General features: G+C 71.6%; 18 protein-coding genes and 1 pseudogene. 7 read left to right on the forward strand and 12 right to left on the reverse strand.

Annotated features, from left to right (window positions below):
- From H0488_RS11450 to rplM, 5 genes are all read right to left on the reverse strand, one after another.
- Positions 1–1,009, reverse strand: a 1,009-nt coding sequence (locus tag H0488_RS11450; protein ID WP_183099407.1) for a serine/threonine-protein kinase, incomplete at its 3' end; no start/stop codon positions are given.
- Between the two features lie 44 nt (positions 1,010–1,053).
- Positions 1,054–4,131, reverse strand: coding sequence for a hypothetical protein (locus H0488_RS11455; protein ID WP_183099408.1), 3,078 nt, complete (start codon positions 4,129–4,131; stop codon positions 1,054–1,056).
- Positions 4,132–4,231: 100 nt separating this feature from the next.
- The gene (glmM, locus tag H0488_RS11460; RefSeq protein ID WP_183099409.1) at positions 4,232–5,581 is read right to left on the reverse strand and encodes a phosphoglucosamine mutase; all 1,350 of its coding nucleotides are present in this window, start codon (positions 5,579–5,581) and stop codon (positions 4,232–4,234) included.
- Between the two features lie 13 nt (positions 5,582–5,594).
- On the reverse strand, positions 5,595–6,116 hold the full coding sequence (rpsI, locus tag H0488_RS11465; RefSeq protein WP_183099410.1) for a 30S ribosomal protein S9: 522 nt from the start codon (positions 6,114–6,116) through the stop codon (positions 5,595–5,597).
- A 35-nt stretch (positions 6,117–6,151) separates the two neighbouring features.
- Entirely contained in the window at positions 6,152–6,595 is a 444-nt protein-coding gene (gene rplM / locus H0488_RS11470) for a 50S ribosomal protein L13 (protein ID WP_183099411.1), read from the reverse strand.
- 228 nt (positions 6,596–6,823) lie between these two features.
- Here rplM and H0488_RS11475 point away from each other — a divergent pair, with 228 nt between their 5' ends.
- The 5 genes from H0488_RS11475 to H0488_RS11495 all read left to right on the forward strand — a co-directional run bounded on the left by H0488_RS11475 (position 6,824) and on the right by H0488_RS11495 (position 12,808).
- On the forward strand, positions 6,824–7,711 hold the full coding sequence (locus H0488_RS11475) for a bile acid:sodium symporter family protein (RefSeq protein WP_183099412.1): 888 nt from the start codon (positions 6,824–6,826) through the stop codon (positions 7,709–7,711).
- Between the two features lie 19 nt (positions 7,712–7,730).
- On the forward strand, positions 7,731–9,020 hold the full coding sequence (locus H0488_RS11480) for a citrate synthase (RefSeq protein WP_183099413.1): 1,290 nt from the start codon (positions 7,731–7,733) through the stop codon (positions 9,018–9,020).
- Positions 9,021–9,046: 26 nt separating this feature from the next.
- Complete coding sequence (locus H0488_RS11485; RefSeq protein ID WP_312856296.1) at positions 9,047–9,637, forward strand: HAD family hydrolase; 591 nt, start codon at positions 9,047–9,049, stop codon at positions 9,635–9,637.
- 63 nt (positions 9,638–9,700) lie between these two features.
- On the forward strand, positions 9,701–11,335 hold the full coding sequence (locus H0488_RS11490) for a long-chain-fatty-acid--CoA ligase (RefSeq protein ID WP_183099414.1): 1,635 nt from the start codon (positions 9,701–9,703) through the stop codon (positions 11,333–11,335).
- 291 nt (positions 11,336–11,626) lie between these two features.
- A complete protein-coding gene (locus H0488_RS11495; RefSeq protein WP_183099415.1) occupies positions 11,627–12,808 on the forward strand; it encodes a S1C family serine protease in 1,182 nt (393 codons plus the stop codon).
- A 10-nt stretch (positions 12,809–12,818) separates the two neighbouring features.
- On the opposite strand, the gene H0488_RS11500 is transcribed toward H0488_RS11495, so the two are convergent.
- From H0488_RS11500 to H0488_RS11510, 3 genes are read right to left on the reverse strand one after another with little or no spacing between them, the layout of a single operon-like run.
- Positions 12,819–13,841 carry a GNAT family N-acetyltransferase gene (locus H0488_RS11500; protein ID WP_183099416.1) on the reverse strand — a complete coding sequence of 341 codons (1,023 nt, stop codon included), beginning with the start codon at positions 13,839–13,841 and terminating at the stop codon, positions 12,819–12,821.
- A complete protein-coding gene (locus H0488_RS11505; RefSeq protein ID WP_183099417.1) occupies positions 13,841–14,869 on the reverse strand; it encodes a GNAT family N-acetyltransferase in 1,029 nt (342 codons plus the stop codon). Before H0488_RS11505 ends, H0488_RS11500 begins: the two co-directional genes overlap by 1 nt.
- Entirely contained in the window at positions 14,866–16,566 is a 1,701-nt protein-coding gene (locus tag H0488_RS11510; protein WP_183099418.1) for an ABC-F family ATP-binding cassette domain-containing protein, read from the reverse strand. The genes H0488_RS11505 and H0488_RS11510 overlap by 4 nt, the downstream gene beginning before the upstream one ends.
- A gap of 369 nt (positions 16,567–16,935) precedes the next feature.
- Between H0488_RS11510 and H0488_RS11515 the strand changes: the two genes are divergently transcribed.
- Positions 16,936–18,300, forward strand: a complete 1,365-nt coding sequence (locus H0488_RS11515; RefSeq protein WP_183099419.1) for an HNH endonuclease signature motif containing protein — start codon at positions 16,936–16,938, stop codon at positions 18,298–18,300.
- A 63-nt stretch (positions 18,301–18,363) separates the two neighbouring features.
- Here H0488_RS11515 and H0488_RS11520 read toward each other — a convergent pair whose 3' ends face one another.
- The 3 genes from H0488_RS11520 to H0488_RS11530 all read right to left on the reverse strand — a co-directional run bounded on the left by H0488_RS11520 (position 18,364) and on the right by H0488_RS11530 (position 20,950).
- Positions 18,364–19,698: a hypothetical protein gene (locus H0488_RS11520; protein ID WP_183099420.1), complete on the reverse strand. Its 1,335-nt coding sequence runs from the start codon at positions 19,696–19,698 to the stop codon at positions 18,364–18,366.
- Positions 19,691–20,206, reverse strand: coding sequence for a SigE family RNA polymerase sigma factor (locus H0488_RS11525; RefSeq protein ID WP_246371894.1), 516 nt, complete (start codon positions 20,204–20,206; stop codon positions 19,691–19,693). The genes H0488_RS11520 and H0488_RS11525 overlap by 8 nt, the downstream gene beginning before the upstream one ends.
- 69 nt (positions 20,207–20,275) lie before the next feature.
- On the reverse strand, positions 20,276–20,950 hold the full coding sequence (locus H0488_RS11530; protein WP_183099422.1) for an SIMPL domain-containing protein: 675 nt from the start codon (positions 20,948–20,950) through the stop codon (positions 20,276–20,278).
- A 52-nt stretch (positions 20,951–21,002) separates the two neighbouring features.
- On the opposite strand from H0488_RS11530, the gene H0488_RS11535 reads away from it, so the two are divergent.
- Positions 21,003–21,671, forward strand: a complete 669-nt coding sequence (locus H0488_RS11535; RefSeq protein WP_183099423.1) for a maleylpyruvate isomerase family mycothiol-dependent enzyme — start codon at positions 21,003–21,005, stop codon at positions 21,669–21,671.
- On the opposite strand, the pseudogene H0488_RS24100 reads toward H0488_RS11535, so the two are convergent.
- A pseudogene (locus H0488_RS24100) lies at positions 21,661–21,793 on the reverse strand (MFS transporter); the annotation flags it as partial. The gene H0488_RS11535 and the pseudogene H0488_RS24100 sit on opposite strands and share 11 nt — an antisense overlap.

Consider the following 21,793-nt stretch of genomic DNA (forward strand, 5'->3'; position numbering starts at 1 on the left):
CCCCGGCGACGACCAGACCGGTCCGCGACCGGTCGCCTCCGGCCTGCTCCGCGACGAGCGGTGGCGGCATCGGCGGTGGCTCGGTCGGAGAGAGGACCGTGGTGTCCCCTGTCGCGGCGGCGACCGTCGGCGGGCTCGACACCGGAGCGGCGGCCGGCTCCTCGGCGTCCTCTTCGACCGGCGCGATCTGGCGGGTCAGCCGGTCCAGCCGCTGCGCGAGCTCCTCGGCCGAGCGGATCCGGTCGCCGGGGCGCTTCGCCATGCAGTCCGCGACGACCCGGTCGATCTCCTCGGCGAACGGCAGGTCCGCGGGAACCGTGGGGATCGGCTCGTTCATGTGCGCGTTCGCCGCTTGGAACTCAGTGCCGCCCCAGAACGGCGGGTCGCCGGTGACGAGGGTGTACAGGAGACACCCCATCGCGTAGATGTCGCTGGCAACCGTCGCCGGTTGGCCCAGGTGCCGCTCGGGGGCCATGTAGAGCGGGCTGCCGACGACCGCTCCGGTCTTGGTCAGCGTCAGGTCGCTCGTCACCGCGATCCCGAAGTCCGCGAGCACCGGGTGCAGCCGGCCGCCCCGCCTCCACAGGAGGGTGTTGGCCGGCTTGATGTCGCGGTGGAGGACGCCGAGCTCGTGGGCGTCGGCCAACCCGTCGGCCAGCCGCGCCATCAGCGCCAGCGCCTCGGGGACCGGCATCGGTCCGTGCCGCTCGAGCCACCCGGCGAGGTCACCCTCGCCCAGGTAGTCGGTGACCATGAAGAACTGGTCCTCGTGCTGGCCGTAGTCGTAGACCACGACGATGTGCGGCGACCGCACCCTAGCGAGGATCGCCGCCTCTCGCTCGAACCGCTTGACGAACTCCTCGCTCGCCAGCTCCTGCCGGATCATCTTGACGGCGATGGGCCGGTCGAGGACCTCGTCGCGGCCGCGGTACACGACACCCATGCCGCCACTGCCGATGATCTCCTCGAGCGCATAGCGACCCTTGATCACCCCGAACTGCGCTACCACGACCCTCGAGTCCTCCGGCGTCCCGCGTCTGGTTCCACGGCTCGTCAGTCGCCGGTCCGCGAGCCGACGAAGAACACGCAGTCGCTGACCCGTGCGGCGACGACGCGGCGGACGCCGAAGTTCGTGCTGTCGCTGTTGGTCTCGTCGACCTCGTCCACCGGCGCGACGTACGACGGCTCCTCGTTCCGAGGCTGGTTCTCCTTGGGCTCCGGCTTCGGCTTGACGGTGGTGAACGCCGCCCGGCTCGACATCGCCGCGGACAGATCTCCGGCTCCGACGTACCGCAACGCGAGGTAGTAGCGCCCCGGGCCCTGCCTGGACCTCGTGCGGAGGCTGGCGGTGAGCACGCCGCGGCGGACGGTCATGTCGACCAGCCGCGCGGGCGCCTTGACCAGGCGTCGCGTGCCCGGGTAGGCGACGAAGAGCGCGAGCGGCAGGCGGCGACGCCGCAGCTCACCGCGCGGCTGAACCGTCGCCTTGAGCCGGATCCGCTGCCCGACGTGGGCCTTGCGGTTGCGGGTGACGTTGCGCAGGTCGATCACCGGGACGACCTTGAACCGCTGCAGCGGGCTCACGTAGACGCGGAAGTCGTCACTCGACGGCACCCGCACCCGGATGAAGCCCGGTTCGGCAGGAAGCTGCACCGGCAGGTCCCGCGCGTTCCCGGTGCCGGCGATGTCGCTGCCGTCCGGGGCCTTCAGCCGCTGCCACGGTCCGCCCTCCGTCGGCGCCCACTCCATGACCCACGCGGCGCCCGCGGTCGCGTCGACACCCCGCCGCGCGACGTTGCGCCACTGCTCGCGCGAGAGCTGGCAGGTCGATCCGATGTCAGTGTCCTGCGTGATCTGGGCGAACCCGACCCGGGTCTCCAGGTCCCACGCCACCACCCGGGTGGGCGCGTCCTCGACGTCGTCGACCAGCTTGCGCACGACGAGGTCGTCGAGCTGCACCTGCTCACCGGCGCACCCGAACGCGAAGCCGACCCGGTCCCGCTCCAGCCCTGCGGACTTGACCGTGGAGCGTCGGGCGAGGAAGTCCTCGATGGTCGCGTCGACGGTTCCGCCGGGGTCGCGCACCCCGTCGACGTACTTGTCCCAGCGGAAGGTGAACCCGGTGGCGTTCGCGAACCGCCAGTCGGCACGGTCGGTGGCGTCGGTGTCGGCCGCCGTGACGGGGGCCGCGGCGCGCCAGGTGACCGTGGCGCTCTCGAAGCGCTCGATCCACGCGTAGCCGCGCAGCTCTCCTGCCTCCAAGCGCATACCCACCCCGAACTGGTCGACGTCGGCGACGTCGCCGACGGGCACCGAGAAGCCCCGTGCCTGCCCCGTCGAGGAGCGGTGCCAGCCCACCGAGTGGTCGTCGGACCCGCGGTCCTCCAGGACCCGGTGGAGCGACCAGGTCGCGGCTGCGCCGGACCCGCAGAAGGCTGGGTCGGCCGGCACCGTCAGGGTCTGCGCCGGCGCCGGCAGCCCGTCCAGGTAGGAGAACGAGCCGTTGTCGTTGGGGACGACGGCGCGCAGCGTCGTACCGTCGTCCGCCCGGCGGGTCCGGAGCACCCAACGGCCGCGCGGCCGGTTGGTCTCCACCTTGACGCGTACGGCGTTCCCGCCGGCCCGGTCGCGCGGGCCACCCCGGACGCAGGCGGTGACACCGCGCGGCAACGGGGACCCCGCTGCGTGCTTGCAGTCGGGCACCTGCCGCCAGTTCGCGGCCCCGGCCTTGCGGTAGATGCTGATGTCGGGCTTGTCGGGGAGACCGATCGCGTCGTTGAACTCGAAGCTCAGCTCCGACTCCTCGTCGGGCTCGAGGTCGGCGCTGGCCACGAGGATCTGCGGTTGCAGGTCCTCCGGCCCCTGCGCGGTCGTCTCCCGCACCTGGATCCGCGCTGTCGGACCGGCAGTGGCCGGCACGGTGAGCTCCGCTGCCTGACGGTCCTGCTCGTTGGTGACGGGGGCGTCGCTCGGACGGTCGAACAGGCAGTCCGCGGCCGGTTCGCCGAATGCGACCTGGGGGCAGTCGTAGGTCCCCAGGGCATCGCCGGCGGCGACGCTCACCAGCTCCGGGAAGCCGCCCGGGGTGGACAGGGTCCCGGCCTGCACCACGACCGCTCCGTCGCCGGAGTAGGCCGTGTCGATCGAGCTGCCTCCCGATCCGGTCGCCTTGGTCAGCGTGCCCGCGTTGGCAAAGGGAGGCAGCGGCCCGTCCGGTGTGCCCTCGAAGGACCCTTCGATGACGTCACCGTCACCGTCGAACGTCCACGAGCCACCCTGCCGGACGTCGATCCTCGCGGTGTGCGACTGCGCGACGTACGCGCTGCCGGCCACCAGGACCTCGCCCCCGGACGCCACGTCCAGGCGGTACCGCTGGGTGAGGTTGACTCCCCGGGCGAGCCCGTCGTCGGTGAGGTTGCCGGCGGCATCGAGGAAGCCGCCCCGCACGGTGAGCGAGCCACGGACCACCAGACGCCCGGACCCGTTGGCGGGGTCGACGGCCGGAGGGCAGAACTGCGGAAGGGTGTCCGGGGGTGCGGGCGGGTCACCGGGGTTGTCGCCGGCGATGCCGCGACAGCTGGACTTGAGCGTGGCCGGACCGCTCTGGGCCGCGGTCATCTGCATGTCGCCGTCGAGGTTGACCCGGCCGGAGCCACCAAGGATGCCCATCGTCAGCTCGAGACGGGCGTCCCCCCGGATGTAGGACGGCCGCTCCGTCTGGTTCCCGTACAGGTAGAGCTTGCCGGCGCGGTTGATCGACAGCGTGCCGGACGCGACGTCGATGGCCTGCACCATGGCCGAGACGGCACTCGAGTTGCCCGGCGCCAGGTTCTCGTCCTCGTGCACGATGTAGACGGTGTCGCTGTCGGTGTCCAAGTCGTTCTCGGCGTCGATGCAGATGTAGCCGGTCGCCGCGTCGCCGAGGTTGGGTGGGGCGACGTCGCCCACCCAGTTCGCGGGGGTCTGCCAGAGCGAGTCGTCGCCCCCGCCGTCCCAGACGAAGGTCTCGAGACCCGCCGTCCCGTCCAGGCCGCAGTAGTCGCCGAGCGCGGCCGAGGCCGGTGGCGGCGCGACGACGGCCAGCAGCGGAACGAAAACGAGTCCGGCGATGGTGGTGCTGCCTCGACGCATGGGGGACTTCCCTGGAGATGAGCGATTGACCCTGGCGAGCAGGTTAAGTCGGCGCCCCCGAGTGGCGGGCGGCTTCGGCCAAACCGGGGCCGAAAAGACGTCAGGTCAGCGCCAGCCGCGCGCGGACGACGTCCGCGAGGCCGTCGGCGACGGACTGCGCCTGCTCGGCGGTCGGCGCCTCGACCATCACCCGCACCAGCGGCTCGGTGCCGGACGGGCGGAGAAGCACGCGGCCGGTGTCGCCCATCGCGTCCTCGGCGGCCGCGACCGCGGCCAGCAGCTCGGCGTCGTCGCAGCGGGCCTTGTCGACGTTCGGCACGTTGACGAGGACCTGGGGCAGCCGGGTCATCACCGCAGCCAGCTCCTGCAGGGTCTTGCCGGTCACGACCATCCGCTGCAGGACATGCAGCGCGGTCAGCAGGCCATCACCGGTGGTGGCGTGGGCCCGCATGATCACGTGGCCGGACTGCTCGCCGCCGAGCGAGTAGCCGCCGGCGCGCATGTCCTCGAGCACGTAGCGGTCGCCCACCGCCGTCTGCCGAACGGTCACCCCGGCGGCCGTGAGCGCCTGCACCAGCCCGAGGTTGCTCATCACCGTCGCGACCAGCGTGTCGTCGACCAGGCCGCCGGTCTCGCGCAGCGCGAGCGCCAGGATCGCCATGATCTGGTCGCCGTCGACGACCGCACCGGTGTGGTCGACCGCCAGGCAGCGGTCAGCGTCACCGTCGACGGCGAAGCCGGCGTCGGCGCCGTGGGCGACGACGGCGCGCTGCAGGGGCTCGAGGTGGGTCGAACCGCAGCCGTCGTTGATGTTGAGGCCGTCAGGCTCGGCGCCGATCGCGATCACCTCGGCACCGGCGTCGGTCAGCGCCTTGGGGCCGACCTCGCTGGCGGCGCCGTTGGCGCAGTCGAGCACCACCTTGACCCCGACGAGCGGCTTGTCGAGGGTGCCGACCAGGTGCGCGGCGTACTCCTGCACGGTCGGGCCGTACGGCGTCACCCGGCCGACGTCGGCGCCGGTCGGCCGGTCCCACTCCTGGAAGAGGTGCTCCTCGATCTCGCGCTCGAGAGCGTCGTCGAGCTTGACCCCGCCGCGGGCGAGGAACTTGATGCCGTTGTCGGGCATCGGGTTGTGGGACGCGGAGATCACGACGCCCACGTCGGCGCCGAGGGCATCGGTGAAGTGCGCGACACCCGGCGTCGGAAGCACCCGCAGGCGCAGCACGTCGACCCCGGCGGACGCCAGTCCGGCGACCACGGCGTGCTCCAGGAACTGCCCGGAGATCCGGGTGTCGCGGCCGACGACCGCGAGCGGGCGCGGCCGACCGCTGCCGAGGCCACCGTGCTCGACGAGCACCCGGGCCGCAGCGACGCCGAGGCCCAGGGCCAGCTCCCCCGTCAGTGACGAGTTCGCCAGGCCCCGGACCCCGTCGGTGCCGAAGATCCGCATCTGCGGAACTGGATCAGCGCTTCGAGTACTGCGGCGCCTTGCGCGCCTTCTTCAGACCGGCCTTCTTGCGCTCGGTCGCGCGAGCGTCGCGGGTCAGCAGACCGGCCTTCTTGAGCGTGGCGCGGTTGGCGTCGAGGTCGATCGCGTTGAGCGAGCGCGCGACACCGAGGCGCAGCGCACCGGCCTGGCCGGTGATGCCGCCGCCGTGGATGCGGGCGATCACGTCGAAGCGGCCCTCGAGGCCGAGAGCCGTGAACGGCTCGTTGACGACCTGCTGGTGCAGCTTGTTGGGGAAGTAGGACTCGAGCGTGCGGCCGTTGATGGTCCAGACGCCGGTGCCCGGAACGATCCGGACGCGGGCGACGGCCTCCTTGCGACGGCCGGTGGCCGCGCCGGGGGCGATCGTCGCCGGACGGGCGTCGACGGCAGCGGACGACGGGGAGGTCTCGCTGGTGTAGGCGAGGCCCTGCTCGTCGGTCTCGAAGGTCTCCTCGACCTCGGTGCTCTCGGTGGTGTCGGCGGTGGTGTCAGCCACGGTGTTCCTCAGATCCTTCGCGTCGGTCGAGTCAGTCACTGGGAGATCTTCTTGATCTCGTAGGGGACGGCCTGCTGGGCCTCGTGGGGGTGGGCGGGGCCGGCGTAGACCTTCAGCTTCTTCAGCATCTGACGGCCGAGCTTGTTCTTCGGGAGCATGCCCCACACGGCGTTCTCGATCGCCTTGCGGGCGTCCTTCTCGAGGACCTCACCGATCGGGGTCGCGGTCAGACCGCCCGGGTAGCCCGAGTGGCGGTAGACCATCTTGTTCTCGCGCTTGTTGCCGCTGAGCGACACCTTGCCGGCGTTGACGATGATGACGTAGTCACCGGTGTCGGCGTTGGGCGCGAAGATCGGCTTGTGCTTGCCGCGCAGGAGGTTGGCGGTGGTGGCGGCGAGGCGACCGAGGACGACGTCGGTCGCGTCGATCACGAGCCACTGGCGCTCGACGTCGCCGGGCTTCGGAGCATAGGTGCGCATGGCTGCGTCACTCTCTTCTCGTTCGTGGTGAGCACGGCCGAAGGCTCCGGCCGAGGCGTCCTCTGACGAACACTGGCCCCGTCGACAGGCGGGCTGTCGAGGTGGGCTCTGCCCCCGCACGCGGGAGCGGCAGAAGACGCAATCGAGAAGACTACGGGCGAGGCGCCGGATCCGCCAAATGCCTGTGACAGTATGACCTGCGTCACATCCGGGGAGGGGGTGCACACGGTGGATTCAGCGTTGACGTCGGTCGGCCTGCCGATCGCGCTCGCCATCATCATGTTCGGCCTCGGCCTGTCGCTGACCGTCGACGACTTCCGGCGGATCGGCCGCGACCCCAAGCCGGTCGTGATCGCCCTCGGAGCCCAGCTGGTGATCCTGCCGGCCATCTGCTTCGGCCTGGTGACCGCGTTCGGGCTCGACCCGCTGCTGGCGGTCGGGATGATGCTGCTCGCCGCGTCTCCGGGCGGCACCACGGCCAACCTGTTCAGCCACCTCTTCCGGGGCGACGTCGCCCTCAACGTGACGCTCACTGCCGTCAACTCGGTGATCGCCGTCGCCACCCTGCCGCTGGTCGTCAACCTGTCCGTCGCGTACTTCGACCCCCAGGGCGCCGGCGACGTCGGGCTGCAGCTCGGCAAGACGCTGCAGGTGTTCGCGATCGTGCTCGTCCCGGTCGCGATCGGGATGGTCGTCCGCCGGTCGCGACCGGGCTTCGCCGACCGCGCCGACAAGCCGATCCGGATCGCCTCCGCGGTGGTGCTCGCCCTGGTCATCGGCGGGGCGCTGCTGGCCGAGCGCGAGAACCTCGCCGACTACCTCGCCGACATCGGCGTCGTCGCCACCGTGTTCTGTGCGACCAGCCTGGCCCTCGGCTACCTGCTCCCCCGGCTGGCCGGCGTCGACGAGCGGCAGTCGCTGTCGTCCGCCTTCGAGGTCGGCATCCACAACAGCACGCTCGCCATCGCGGTCGCGATCAGCGTGCTCGACAGCGAGGCGCTCGCCGTACCGGCCGCCGTCTACGGCATCTTGATGTTCCCGTTGGCGGTCGCTGCGGGCTTTACCATCCGCCGGCTGCCTCACGGTGCGGGACGGCGGGTACCGGCCGATTCGTGACTCGACTACGGTCTAGACCGTGACTGACTCTCTCACCGTACGCGACAACCGCACCGGGGCGGAGTACGAGCTCCCCATCACCGACGGCACGATCAGGGCGGCTGACCTCGGCCAGATCAAGACCGCCGACGACCAGCCGGGCCTGGCGACGTACGACCCCGGGTTCGTCAACACCGCCTCGTGCCGCAGCTCCGTGACCTACATCGACGGCGAGGCCGGGATCCTCGAGTACCGCGGCTACCCCATCGAGCAGCTGGCGGAGAAGTCCAGCTTCCTCGAGGTGGCCTACCTCCTCATCCACGGAGAGCTCCCGACCAAGGAGCAGTACGACGACTGGGTCCACCACATCACGTACCACACGTTCGTCCACGAGAACGTGAAGGCCTTCATGCAGGGCTTCCGCTACGACGCGCACCCGATGGGGATGCTGATGGCGTCGGTCGGGGCGCTCTCGACGTTCTACCCCGAGGCCTCGAACATCGCCGACCCGGACAACCGGCACATCCAGATGGTCCGGATGATCGCCAAGATGCCGACCCTCGGCGCCTGGGCGTTCCGCCACGCGCAGGGCAAGCCGTACATCTACCCCGACAACGACCTCAGCTACTCCGAGAACTTCCTCTCCATGCTCTTCAAGATGAGCGAGACGAAGTACGAGGCCGACCCGCGGATCGCGAAGGCGCTCGACACCCTCTTCATCCTGCACGCCGACCACGAGCAGAACTGCTCGACCAACGCGGTCCGCTCGGTCGGCTCGTCGCAGGTCGACCCCTACTCCGCGGTCGCGGCCGGCATCGGCGCGCTGTTCGGCCCGCTGCACGGCGGCGCCAACGAGGCCGTCCTGAAGATGCTGCGCCGGATCGGCAACAAGTCCGAGATCCCGGCCTTCATCGAGGGCGTCAAGGCCGGCAACGAGCGGCTGATGGGCTTCGGCCACCGGGTCTACAAGAACTACGACCCGCGCGCCACGATCATCAAGAAGGCCTGCGACGACGTCTTCGAGGTGACCGGCGTCAACCCGCTCCTCGAGGTCGCCATGGAGCTGGAGAAGATCGCGCTCGAGGACGAGTACTTCGTCAAGCGCAAGCTCTACCCCAACGTCGACTTCTACTCCGGCCTGATCTACGAGGCGCTGGAGTTCCCGCCCGAGATGTTCACCGTGCTCTTCGCGATCGGCCGCACCCCCGGCTGGCTCGCGCAGTGGCTCGAGCTCGTGCAGGACAAGGAGCAGAAGATCGCCCGGCCGAAGCAGATCTACACCGGCGCCCGCAAGCTCGACTTCGTTCCTGCCGAGGAGCGCTGGGCCTGAGCGCTCACCGCGACGACGCTGCCGGTGTGGTCTGGGACCTCGGCAACGTCCTCATCGACTGGGACCCGCGCGCCGCGGTGGCTGCGGGTCTCGGCGACGCCGAGGCGCGCCGCTTCTTCGACGGGTTCGACTTCGGCGCGTGGAACCACGCGTGTGACGCCGGCCGGCCCTGGTCGGAGGCGCTCGCGCTGCTCGACCGGGACCACCCGGAGTGGGCCGCGCACGGCCGGGCCTACTTCGACAACTTCGGCGCCTCGATGGTCGGCGAGCACCCCGGCACCGTCGCGCTGGTGCGCGAGCTGCACGCGGCCGGCGTACCGCAGGTCGGGCTGACCAACTTCTCCGCCGAGCTGTATCCGCACGCGCCGGCGCGCTTCGACTTCCTCGCTCTGCTCGAGGACGTCGTCGTCTCGGGCGTGGAGGGCGTCGCGAAGCCCGACCCTGCGATCTACCGGATGGCCGCGGAGCGGTGCGGCCTGCCGCTCGCGGCGCTGGTGTTCGTCGACGACAAGGCCGGCAACGTCACCGCGGCGGAGGCGCTCGGCATGCGCGGGCTGGTCTTCACCGACGCCGACCGGCTCCGGCTCGACCTCCGGGCGCTCGGCCTCCCGGTCTGAGGTTATGGCCCACGACGCGGCGCGTTCGTTGTGCGGCTTTGTGGGGTAGGCCACAATCCCCCGATGAGCACCCCCACGAGCACCGTCGCCGATGCCGCTGCCCGCAAGTCCTGGCCCCCCGCCGTACCGCCCGAGCCGACGTACGTCGACGACCGGCTGAACTACTGGGCGGAGGCCACGCCGGACGGCGAGGCGATGAGCTACCTCGGGCGCACGTGGACCTGGGCCCAGCTCCACGACCGGGTGCACCGGGCCGCGGGCGCGCTCCGCGAGCTCGGCGTCGCCCGCGGTGACGTGGTCGGCTTCCTCGACAAGAACCACCCCGCCTGCGTCGAGATCAGCATGGCCGCCGGGTCGATCGGCGCGGCCAACGCGATCGTCAACTGGCGGATGGCCGGCGACGAGATCGACTACGTCGTCAACGACTCGGGCGCGAAGGTGCTGTTCGTCGGCACCGAGCTGATGCCGGCGGTCGAGGCGATCCGCGACCGGCTGCCGAACGTCGAGCGGATCATCGCGGTCACCCCCGACGGCGCCGACGGCGACGAGTACGAAGCGTTCCTGGCCGGGGCGACGCCCTGCGACGACGGGCCGGACGTGGTCGAGGACGACGTCTGCCTGATCCTGTACTCCTCGGGCACGACCGGGCGTCCCAAGGGCGTGATGCTCACGCACCGCAACATGGTCCGCCACACGATCAACGCCCACGACGGCTGGGAGTTCGGCCCCGGCGACAAGTCGATGGTCGCGATGCCGCTGTTCCACGTGGGCGGCTCGTCGTACGTCCTGTTCGGCATCCACGACGGCGTCCCCAGCGTGATGACCCGCGAGCCGGACGCCGGGTCGCTGGCCGGCGCGATCCTCGCCGGCGCCAACTGCACGTTCCTGGTGCCGGCCGTGCTGGCGCAGGTGCTGCAGGCGGGGCCGGACGCGATCAAGCTCTTCAGCGCGCTGAAGACCTACACGTACGGCGCCTCGCCGATGCCGCCGCCGCTGCTGCGGGCCGCGATGGAGGCGTGGCCCGGGACCGACTTCATCCAGGTCTACGGCCTGACCGAGGTGTCGGGCGTCGCGACCCACCTGCTGGCCGACGACCACCGCAACGCAGCCGCCGAGGGGCACCCCGAGCGGCTGCTGTCGGCGGGTCGCGCGATCCCGGAGTGCGAGCTGCGGATCGTCGGCCCGGGCAGCCTCGACGAGCTCCCCACCGGCGAGGCGGGCGAGGTCTGGATGCGCACGCCGCAGCTCATGCGCGGCTACCTCAACAAGCCCGACGCCACGGCCGAGGTGATCACCGAGGACGGGTGGTTCCGCACCGGCGACATCGGCCACCTCGACGCCGACGGCTTCCTCTATGTCTCCGACCGGCTGAAGGACATGATCATCAGCGGCGGCGAGAACATCTACTCCCCCGAGGTCGAGCGGGTGCTGTCGGAGCACCCGGCCGTGCTGGAGGTCGCGATCGTCGGCGTCCCCGACGAGAAGTGGGGCGAGTCCGTCAAGGCGTTCATCGCGCTCAAGGAAGGCGCGACCGCGACGGCCGACGAGATCATCGCCTACTCCCGCGAGCACCTCGCCCACTACAAGTGCCCCAAGAGCGTCGAGGTCGTGCCGGCACTCCCCCGCAACCCCACCGGCAAGGTGCTCAAGCGCGAGCTGCGGGCGCCGTACTGGCAGGGGCGCGAGCGCCAGGTCTGACCCCACCGCTGGTCGAGGAGGTCGCCCAGCGACCGTCACGAGACCCCACCACCACCGACCCCCACCGCTGGTCGAGGAGGTCGCCCAGCGACCGTCACGAGACCCCACCACCACCGACCCCCACCGCTGGTCGAGGAGGTCGCCCAGCGACCGTCACGAGCCCCCGCCACCACCGACCCCCACCGCTGGTCGAGGAGGTCGCGCAGCGACCGTCACGAGACCCCGCCACCTCTGAGGAAATCTGAACCGTCGTCTCAGTCGGTTCACAGGCTGGCTGCGCAGGCTGTGCGCATGACGATCTCCGCACCGCCGTCGTACCAACAGCTGCCGCCCCACGCCACGCCACGGCCGCCGCCCCCGGGAGCCCCGCGCCCGCGTCGCGGTGGGTTCGCGGTCGCGGTGCTGGCTGGTGCGCTGGTTGTCGGCGGCGGAGCGGGACTGGGCGGCGCGGCGTTGTGGTCCGCGCTGGACGACGACGGCGCCGGCGACGGCAGTGGTACGACGTCCGCGCCGCTCCAGGTCGCCGATACCGGGACCGACGACGGGGCGGCTCCCGACGGCACTGTCGAGGAGGTCGCGGCGTCGGTGCTGCCGTCGGTCGTGTCGCTCGACGTGACCGCCGGCGGCTCGGGCGGAAGCGGTTCCGGCGTCGTACTCACCGAGGACGGGCTGATCCTCACCAACGACCACGTCGTCAGCCTCGGCGGGGCGGCGGACCCCGAGAGCGCCGAGGTGACCGTGTCGCTGCCCGACGGCTCGACCACGCCGGGCGAGGTGGTCGGCACCGACCCGCTCACCGACACCGCGCTGGTGCAGGCGCAGGACGTCTCGGGGCTGACGCCGGTCACGATCGGCCGGTCCGACGATCTGGACGTAGGCGAGCAGGTGGTCGCGATCGGCTCGCCGTACGGTCTCGACGCGACGGTCACCAGCGGCATCGTGAGCGCGTTGGACCGGCCGGTCGAGGTCGCGCGCGACGAGAACGGCAACACGACCGCCTACCCCGCCATCCAGACCGACGCCGCGATCAACCACGGCAACTCCGGCGGCCCGCTCGTGAACATGGACGGGGAGCTGGTCGGCATCAACGCGTCGATCCGCACCGCCGACGGCAGCGACGCCAACGCCGGCTCGATCGGCATCGGCTTCTCGATCCCGATCGACGAGGTGGTGCCGATCATCGAGCAGCTCCGCGCCGGCGAGACGCCGACCCACGCCCGGCTGGGCATCCAGGTCGGGGACGCGGACGGCGGTGCCGCGGTTCGCGAGATCGAGGAGGGGTCGGCCGCGGCCGAGGCCGGGCTGCGGGCCGGTGACGTGATCACCCGCGTCGACGACCACCCTATCGACAGCTCCGGCACCTTGGTCGCGACCATCCGGTCCTACCGCCCCGACGACCAGGTGACGATCACCTACCTGCGCGACGGCGAGCAGCAGACGACCAAGCTGCGGCTCGGCTCCGACGCCACCTGACCCGGGCCCGTCAGAGCTTCTTCTGGAGCTGACCGCCGCGAGCGGTAGCGCGGAAGCCCATCTGCTCGTTGATGTCGATCATGTGGGCGTTCACCTCGGCGTTCCAGGTGACGACCCGGCGCCGGTCCTCGGGGTGGGCGGTCTGGAAGGCCAGCAGGTTGGCCACCTTCACCGCGACGCCGAGCCGGTGGCCGCGGTGGGCGGGGTCGACCAGGGTGCCCCACTGGTAGATCCAGCGCGGGTCGGTGCCGGGCACCATCAGGTCGGTGTAGGCGACCACGCGTCCCTCGCTGTCGAGGGCGACGGTGTGCCACGGCACCCGCTGCTGCTCGGCCAGCACGTCCTCGGCGCTGCGGTGCGCCTCGACGTCGACGACCCCGCCCTCACGCTCGAGATCACCGGTCGGCGCCTCGGTCGCCAGCCGGGTCGACAGCTCGAGATAGCTGCCCAGGATGTCGTCGGGGATCGGCCCCGACCAGGTGCGCAGCTCGTAGTCGGCGTGATGGGGCGCCGCCTGTGCTGCGAGCTGTTCCAGCACTGCCCGGTCGGCGGGGAGCCGGAGCTCCCGCTGCACGTCGCCGAGACCGAACGCGTAGCCGTGCGCGCGGCCGAACTCCACGCCCGGCGCCCCCGCGCCGTCCGGTGCGCCGTCGTAGGGCCAGTCGGTGATCGCGTCCAGCCGCGTCCTCCCGAGCTCGGCGCTGACCTGCTCGAGGTGGGCGAGCATCTCCGACCCGAGGCCGCGACGGCGGCGCGCAGGCACCACGGCGACGTAGAGATCGGCCGCGTCCAGGTTGTCGAGCATCCGGACCGTGATCCACCCCGTCGCCACCAGCTCGCCGTCGATCGTGCCGTGGAACAGGCGCTCCTGCCGGTTCTTGGAAGGCTGCTGCAGCGCCGCGATCATCTCGGGCGCGGTCCACATCGCGCCCGCCTCGCCGATCTCGTGGCGCACCACGTCGGTGTTGAGTCGCACCCACGCCTCGATCGAGTCCTCGTCGAACGGGTCGACGGGGGTGATCGCGAGCCGCACTACGAGATCTTCTTCTGGAGCTCGCCGGCGCGGGCCGTCGGCCGGAAGCCCATCCGCTCGTTGATCGCGATCATGTGGTCGTTGACCTCGGCGTTCCAGGTGACCAGCCGGCGGCCGTCGTACTGGCCGGTGGCCTGGAGGGCGCGCAGGTTGGCGACCTTGACCGCGAGCCCGAGGCGGTGGCCGCGGTGCTCGCGGCTGGCGAGGGTGCCCCACTGGTAGACGTGCGTGGTGTCGTGCGACGGCGCCATCAGGTCGGTGTACGCCGCCACCGCGCCGTCGGGCGCGAGCGCGACCGTCGTGAAGATGGTGCGCGCCTGCTTGGCGAAGACCTCCTCGTGGATGCGGTGCGCCTCGACGTCGACCGCCTCGTCCTCGTAGTCGAGGTCACCGGTCGGCGCCTCGGTGATCAGCTTCGAGGAGAGCTCGAGGTAGCGCAGGAGCAGGTCGTCGTCGGGGAACGGTCCGGTCCAGGTGCGCAGCTCGTAGCCGGACGCGCGCTCGGCGGCCTCCGCCTCCAGCTCCGCGAGGACCGCGTCGTCGACCGGGAGCGTCACCTCCCGCTGGACGTCACCGAGACCGAAGACGTAGCCGTGCACCTTGCCGAACTCGACGCCGGAGGTGCCGGCGCCGTCGGCCGGGCCGTCGTACTTCCACGCGGTCATCGCGTCCAACCGGGTGCGGCCGTGCTCCTTCGCGATGCCCTCGCAGAACTCGAGCAGCGCCGAGCCGTAGCCGCGGCGCCGGTGCTCGGGCAGCACGCTGACCTCGACGTCGGCGGCGGACAGGTTGTCGAGCTGCGGGAGCCGCACCTGGCCGGCCGCGACGACCACGCCGTCGACCGACCCGTTGACGTGGACCTCCTTCAGGCTCTTGCGCGGGTTGCGCGCGACGACCTGGATCTCCGGGAAGGTCCAGAAGGTGGTGGCGTCCCCCCGCTCGAACTCGTCGGCGACGTTGACGACGTGCAACCACGCCGCCAACGCGTCGTCGTCGTACGGGTCGACCACCTCGATCTGCAGGCTCATCGGACTCGTGCCACCCTTCCCTCGTCCCAGACGGGATCATCGGACTCGTAGACGCCGCCATCGGCGCCGAACACCAGGAACCTGTCGAAGCCCCGAGCAAACCATCGATCGTGGGTCACGGCGAGGACCGTGCCGGAGAACGCAGCGAGTCCGTCCTCGAGCGCCTCGGCGGACGCCACGTCGAGGTTGTCGGTGGGCTCGTCGAGCAGCAGCAAGGTGGCGCCCGACAGCTCCAGCATCAGGATCTGGAACCGCGCCTGCTGGCCGCCGCTGAGCGACTCGAACCGCTGCTCGGCAGCGATGCTCAGCTCGTAGCGGTCGAGCACCCGGCTCGCCTGCTCGCGGCCCATGCCCTGCCGGCCGTTCGGAGTGCCGTCGCCCCGATGGAGGATCTCCAGCAGGGTGCGGCCGGTCAGCTCGGGATGCTCGTGGGTCTGCACGAACCACCCCGGACGGACCCGGGCGCCGAGCTTGGCCAGCCCCGCGTGCAGCACGGGCTGTACGACGACGTCCCCGACGGGTCGGTGCTCGACGTCGGGGTCGCTCCCGCCGGCGGCCAGCAGCCGCAGGAAGTGGGACTTGCCCGATCCGTTGGAGCCGAGGACGGCCACCCGCTCGCCGTACCAGACCTCGAGGTCGAACGGCTTCATCAGACCGGTCAGCTCCAGCGACTCGCAGACGACGGCTCGCTTGCCGGTGCGACCCCCGGACAGCCGCATGGTGACCTGCTGCTCGCGCGGCTGCTCGGTCGGCGGCCCGGCCTCCTCGAACTTGCGCAGCCGGGTCTGCGCGGCCTGGTAGCGGCTCGCCATGTCGGAGTTGTAGGCCGCCTTCTGCTTGTACATCAGCATCTGCGCGCGCAGCTTGGCGTGCTCCTCGTCCCAGCGCTTGCGCAGCTCCTCGAAGCGGAGGAACCGGTCGCGGCGGGCTTCGTGGTACGACGCGAAGCCGCCCGGGTGCGTCCACACCTGGTTGCCACCCCCGCCCGCGCCGAGCTCGACGGTGACGACCCGGGTGGCCGTGTTGGCGAGCAGCTCGCGGTCGTGGCTGATGAAGAGGATCGTCTTCGGCGACTCGGCGATCCGCTGCTCCAGCCAGATCTTGCCGGGGACGTCGAGGAAGTTGTCGGGCTCGTCGAGGAGCAGCACCTCGTCGGGGCCGGCGAGGAGGTACTCCAGGACGATCCGCTTCTGCTCGCCTCCGGAGAGGGTGCGCAGCTCGCGGTACTTGGCCCGGTCGTAGGGCACGCCCAGTGCCTTGACGGTGCAGACGTCCCAGGTGACCTCGAGGTCGTAGCCGCCGGCGTCGGCGTACTCGGCCAGCGCGGCGGCGTAGGCCAGCTGCGCGCCCTCGCTCTCGTCGTCCATGAGCCTCAGCTCGGTCTTCTCGACCTGACGCGCAGCTGCCTGGATCCGCGGCGGGGCGAGCGACAGCAGCAGGTCGGCCACCGTCGGGCCGTCCCCGAGCCCCCGGTCGACCATCTGCCGCATGATCCCGAGCCCACCGGATCTGACGACGGTGCCGTCGTGCGGCACCAGCTCACCGGTGATGATCCGCAGCAGCGTGGTCTTCCCGGCCCCGTTGGCCCCGACCAGCGCGACCTTCGCCCCGTCCCCGACCCGGAACGAGACGTCATCGAGCAGCACCCGACCATCGGGAAGCTCGTACCGGACGCCGGTGACCTCTACGTGACCCACAAGGTGCGATTGTCCGGCAGGGCGCTGCCATCCGCGATGGGTTTTCGGCAGTGCTCAGGTTCGCGGTCGTGCCGGCGCCGCTGCGCCAGCCGCCGCCGCTGGTCGAGGTGCGAGGCGCGCCAGCCGCCGCCGCTGGTCGAGGCGCGAGGCGCGCCAGCCACCGCCGCTGGTTGAGGTGCGAGGCGCTGGTTGAGGCGCGAGGCGCGCCAGCCACCGCCGCTGGTTGAGGTGCGAGGCGCGCCAGCGCCGAGCCTCGAAACCAAGGCGACGAACCAGCTGTCGTCCACAGCCGAAAGACCGAGACTCACCCGTCCACAGGCGGGCTCTGAGCGTGTCGAAGTGTCGGTGGTCCCATCTTGAATAGGCGACATGGATCTCGGGACCGCGCCCCTCTTCGACCTCACCGCCCCGGTGGCGGACGAGGCCGTCGACGCTGCCGAGTTGTCCCGGTCGCAGCAGCTGCTGGCCGAGATCGGTGACCGGCGGGCGATCATCGTCGAGCAGGAGATCGCGACCGTGAGAGCGATCGCGGAGTGGGCCGCCGAGCACGTGGTCACCGACCAGAGCAATGCGTCGACCCTCACCGAGCGGGGCCTGGACACCGGGCTCCCGGTCGCCGGACCCGGCGCCCCCCTGATCTCCGACTTCGCGGTCATGGAGCTCTCCGCCCTGCTCGGCCGGACCCTGGACTCCGGACGCTCCTACGTCGGCCAGGTCGTCGAGCTCGCCCACCGCCTCCCCAAGACCTGGATCCGGGTCCTCGACGGGCAGGTGCCGGTGTGGAAGGCCCTGCGCATCGCCGACACCACCCGGATACTCCCCGAAGATGCCGCGAGGTTCGTCGACGCTCACCTCGCCCCCTTCGCCCACGGCTGCACCTGGGCCCAGATCGACCGGCTCGTCGAGGAAGCACTCGTCCGGTTCGACCCCGCCTCCGCAGAGGAGAAGCGGCGCGAAGCCCAGGACCACCGCCACTTCGACATCGGGCTCGACCAGGCCGGGTTCGACGGCACCGCCCACATCTCCGGCACCCTCGACATCGTCGACGCCCTCGACCTCGAACAAGCAATCGCCCGGCGCGCCACGGTCCTCGGTCAGCTCGGCTGCGACGAGTCCCTCGACGTCCGACGGTCCATCGCCGCCGGCGAGCTCGCCCGCGAGGACCTCTCCCTGGACCTCGAGGTCGTCGATCCGGAGACCGGGGAGATCACCCGCACCGTCCCGGGCCGGAAGGCCGAGCTGATCCTCCACCTCAACGCCGCACACAGCGCAGCCACCGCCGACAGCGCGGTAGCGCGATGCGCCAACACCCGCACCCCGCTCGCTCCGGAGCAGATCAAGACCTGGCTCGGCACCCCCGGCACCAGCGTGATCGTCCGCCCGGTGATCGACCTCAACGGCCACCAGCCGGTCGACTCCTACGAGATCCCCGACCGGATCCGCAGGCAGGTGACCCTGCGCGACCACCACTGCGTCTTCCCCCACTGCACCCGACCAGCCGAGTCCTGCGACCTCGACCACATCGTCCCCCACGACGAGGACGGACCGACCTGTCAATGCAACCTGGCGCCGACATGCCGAGGCCACCATCGGATGAAGACCGCCGGCCGCGCCCACTACCGGATACTCACCCCCGGCACCTACCTCTGGACCCTGCCCTCCGGCACCTACCTGGTCGACCCGACCGGCACCCACAACCTCACCACCCGAGGGTCAGACCCGCCCGACCAGTAGCTCTCCCGCTCCGCACCCCGCCTCCGGCGGGGCCATCGGCATGCCACCTGCCGTCGCCTGGCCCTACGGCCGGTAGAGCTCGGAGAGCTGCACGACGACGCCGTCGTCGCGCCAGACCGCAACGGGGATGCGTGAGTCGCGGCGCGTGAGCGCGGCTCCGAAGTCGGCACAGTCCACCACGTGGTCTTCGAGCGGCCCCCGGTGGCCGGCCCGGATCGCGATCGCGCCCGTGCAGACCTGTGCGCTCAACGGGTCGAACGCGGCAGGTGCACCGGCCGGAACGTCCAGGTAGTCGTTGGAGAACGGGTACTCCAGGCCGTTCTCCTGGGCATAGGCCTCGCCCTCGGCATCGTTGTGGAGGGTTCGGAACGGCTGGAGCACGAGCTGTCCGCCGCTGCCCCGCGAGAGCCAACCGAGGTCGGGGGCCGGGTCCGGACACCCGGCGCGCGGCTTCGGCGCGCCGAAGCCGGGGTCGCACGGGAACGCCGGCTCCGCGCCGGACAGACCGTCGCCGAAGTCATCCCGGACGCACCCGATCGCCGAGCTGGCGGCCGTCGCCTCGACCGTCGCCATCACCAGGTCACCGAGAGCCTGGGTAGGAGCGGACACCGAGACCCATCGCCCGGAGACGTAGGAGAGCCCGACGCCGACCTCGTCCACGTCGGCCTTGGGTTCCAGCTCGGGCGGGTCGTCCCGCTCGCCAGGCGCCACGCAGACGGCGTACAGCTCCAGGTCCGCTTCAGCACCCAGGCCCCAGAACTCAGGGACGTCGACCCGGATCCCCAGGTCCTCGACGGTCCGCCACTCGGAGCCGTCGACCTCCGGCTGCCCGGCGACGCGAGCGGAGGCGAGGATCCGGCGGGTGAGCTCGCGGTCCCCCGTCGACGAGGTCACCGCCAGGTCGCCCGCGTAGACGTAGCCGGACCAGCCATGGTCGTCCGCGTCCTCGTTCGCGGAGATCACGCCGGGACCCGCGAACGGGTCGAAGGTCGCGCTGCCGTAGAAGGCGAGGTAGGTCCGGAAGTCGCAGGCGTCCACCTCGGTCGGTCCGAACACCTCGCTCTCGAAGCCGTCGAAGTCGCAGCTGAACCTGCCCCAGTCACCAGGGATCGCGACCCGGACGTCGCCGTCCTCGACCGTCTGCCATTCACCGGTCGGAGCGGTCGACGTCCCGTCGTTGCCGACCAGCTCGTCACGGGCCCCGTCCCCGCCGCCGCCGGCGAGTACGACTACCGGCGCGGTGATCGCCAGCACGACCGCAACGGCACCCACGGCGAGCTGCCGTCGACGGCGTACGCCGTGGCGGCGGCGCGCCGCCTCCGCGAGCCCGCCCCCCTGCGGTGCGTCGTCGGCCTGGCCGGCGATCACGGCGGACAGCCGCTCCTCGAAGTCACTCATCGCGCTCACCCATCTCTTGCCGCAATACGGCGATCCCGCGCGACACCCGGGAGCGGACGGTGCCCTCACGGACCCCGGTCAGCGCGGCGATCTCGTCGTACTCGAGCTGTTCGTAGTAGCGGAGGACCACTGCCGTTCGCTGGTCGGCAGGAAGCGCCTGGCAGGCGGCCCACAGCCGGCGGCGCTCGTCTGAGTGCAGCCCCTCACCGGGCCCGGTCACCACCTCGTCGGTGCGGACGTCGGCGGCGGGCGACTCGCGCCGGCGGAACTTGCGCCACCACGAGGTGTGCGCGTTGACGACCATCCGCCGGACGTAGGCGTCCGGGTCGTCGAGGCGGGAGATCTGGTCCCACCTCGGGAGCGCCCGGGACAAGGCGTCCTGCACGACGTCCTCGGCGTCCGCCGCGTTGCCGGTCAGCACGTAGGCGAGCCGCAGCAACGCCGATCCACGCGCCGCGACCCAGTCGTCGAACGCGGCCGGGACCGGTCGCGCACCGACGTCGTCCATCGTTGCCTCCATGCCCCACCAACGCTCGTCGGCAGGATCCTGTTGCGAGCAGCCTGTTGGAGGGACCCGTCAGCCCGCGACGAACCGGCCGTCGACCACGGCCGAGACCTCGATGTCGTCGGGGGTCAGCGCGAGCTCGCCGCCGCCACCGTCCGCGGCCGCGCCACCCCGCATGAACGCGGTCTCGGCGACGGCCGAGGTCGGGTGGAGGCCGTCGCCGAGCATGCCGGCGTCTGCCAGCGCGACCGGGCGGACGGGACCGAGCTCGAGGGCGTCGGCGTACTCCTGCGCGCGGGCGGCCGCGTCCTGCACGGCCCGGGCCCGTACGTCGCGCGCGAGCTGCCGCTTGACCTTCTCGGTGAGCGCCCAGGTGACGCCGTCGAGGCTGAACCCGGCCGTGTGCTCGACGTGACCGCCGACCCAGCGGGCAAGCGCGCCGAAGTCGCGGAACTTCACCTCGATGCCGACGCTCGCGTGGTGGACGAGCGGCAGCTGCTTGCCGTCCTTGTTCCACGGCCGGTTGGCCCAGGTCCGCACGTGCTTGGTGGACCACCACGTGACCGGGCCGCGGTCGGGGTCGTGGAGCGGGACGACCGATGCCGACACCGCCTCCAGGTCGCGGACCACCCGGTCGTAGACCGGCTGCATCTGCGGCCCCTCGAAGCCGAGCGTGGCGCGGACCGTCGCCCGCTCCGGCGGCTGGAACGCGGAGTAGGACCCGCGCACGGTGATCTCGGTCGTCATGCAGCGAAGGTAGCCGGTCCGGACGGCGTGGCCGGGGTGGCAGGATCCGCGCATGGACTGGATCCCGCTGCTCGACGGCGCGACGAGCCGGTTCGCCGCTGCCGCCGCGGCCGGCGACCTCGAGGCGCCGGTTCCGACCTGTCCCGGCTGGACCCTCGCCGACCTGGTCGGCCACCTCGGGTGGGTGCACCGCTGGGCCGCGCACGCGATCACCGACGGGACTCCCGACGGCGACAGCCCGTACGCGGGCGACCCGCCCGACATGGTCGAGTGGTACCGCGAGTCGGCGCGGCACCTGGTCGACGCACTCGCTGCGCGCGAGCCGGATGCACCCGCCTGGACGTTCGGGCCGGACAAGATCGCCGGGTTCTGGCGACGCCGGCAGGTGCACGAGACCGTGGTCCACGAGTACGACGCGCTCGCCGCGATCGGGCGCACGGAGACCTGGTCGGTCGACCCGGCCCTCGCCTGGGACGGCGTCGACGAGGTCGCGCGCTTCTTCTACCCCCGGCAGGTGCGCCTCGAGCGGATCACGCCCCTCGCGGGCACGATCCGGCTCGTCCCGACCGACGTCGACGCCGCGCCGCTCGAGATCGGCGACGCCGACCCGGTGGCGGAGCTGACCGGGCCCGCGTCGTACCTCCTGCTGGCGCTGTGGAAGCGCGTGCCCGTCGAGGACCCGGTCTCGGCCGGCCTGCTGCGGACGGCGGTCACTCCGTAGCGACAGCCCGGGTCTCGAGGACCCGGAAGCCCTTCGCGCTCGCGAGCCGCTCGGTGGGATAGCCCTGCTCGCCGAGCCAGCGCTGGAGCGAGTCGGCCCCGAGGTTCTTGCCGACCACCATG

This window comes from Nocardioides pelophilus, assembly GCF_014180685.1.
GTDB lineage: Bacteria > Actinomycetota > Actinomycetes > Propionibacteriales > Nocardioidaceae > Nocardioides > Nocardioides pelophilus.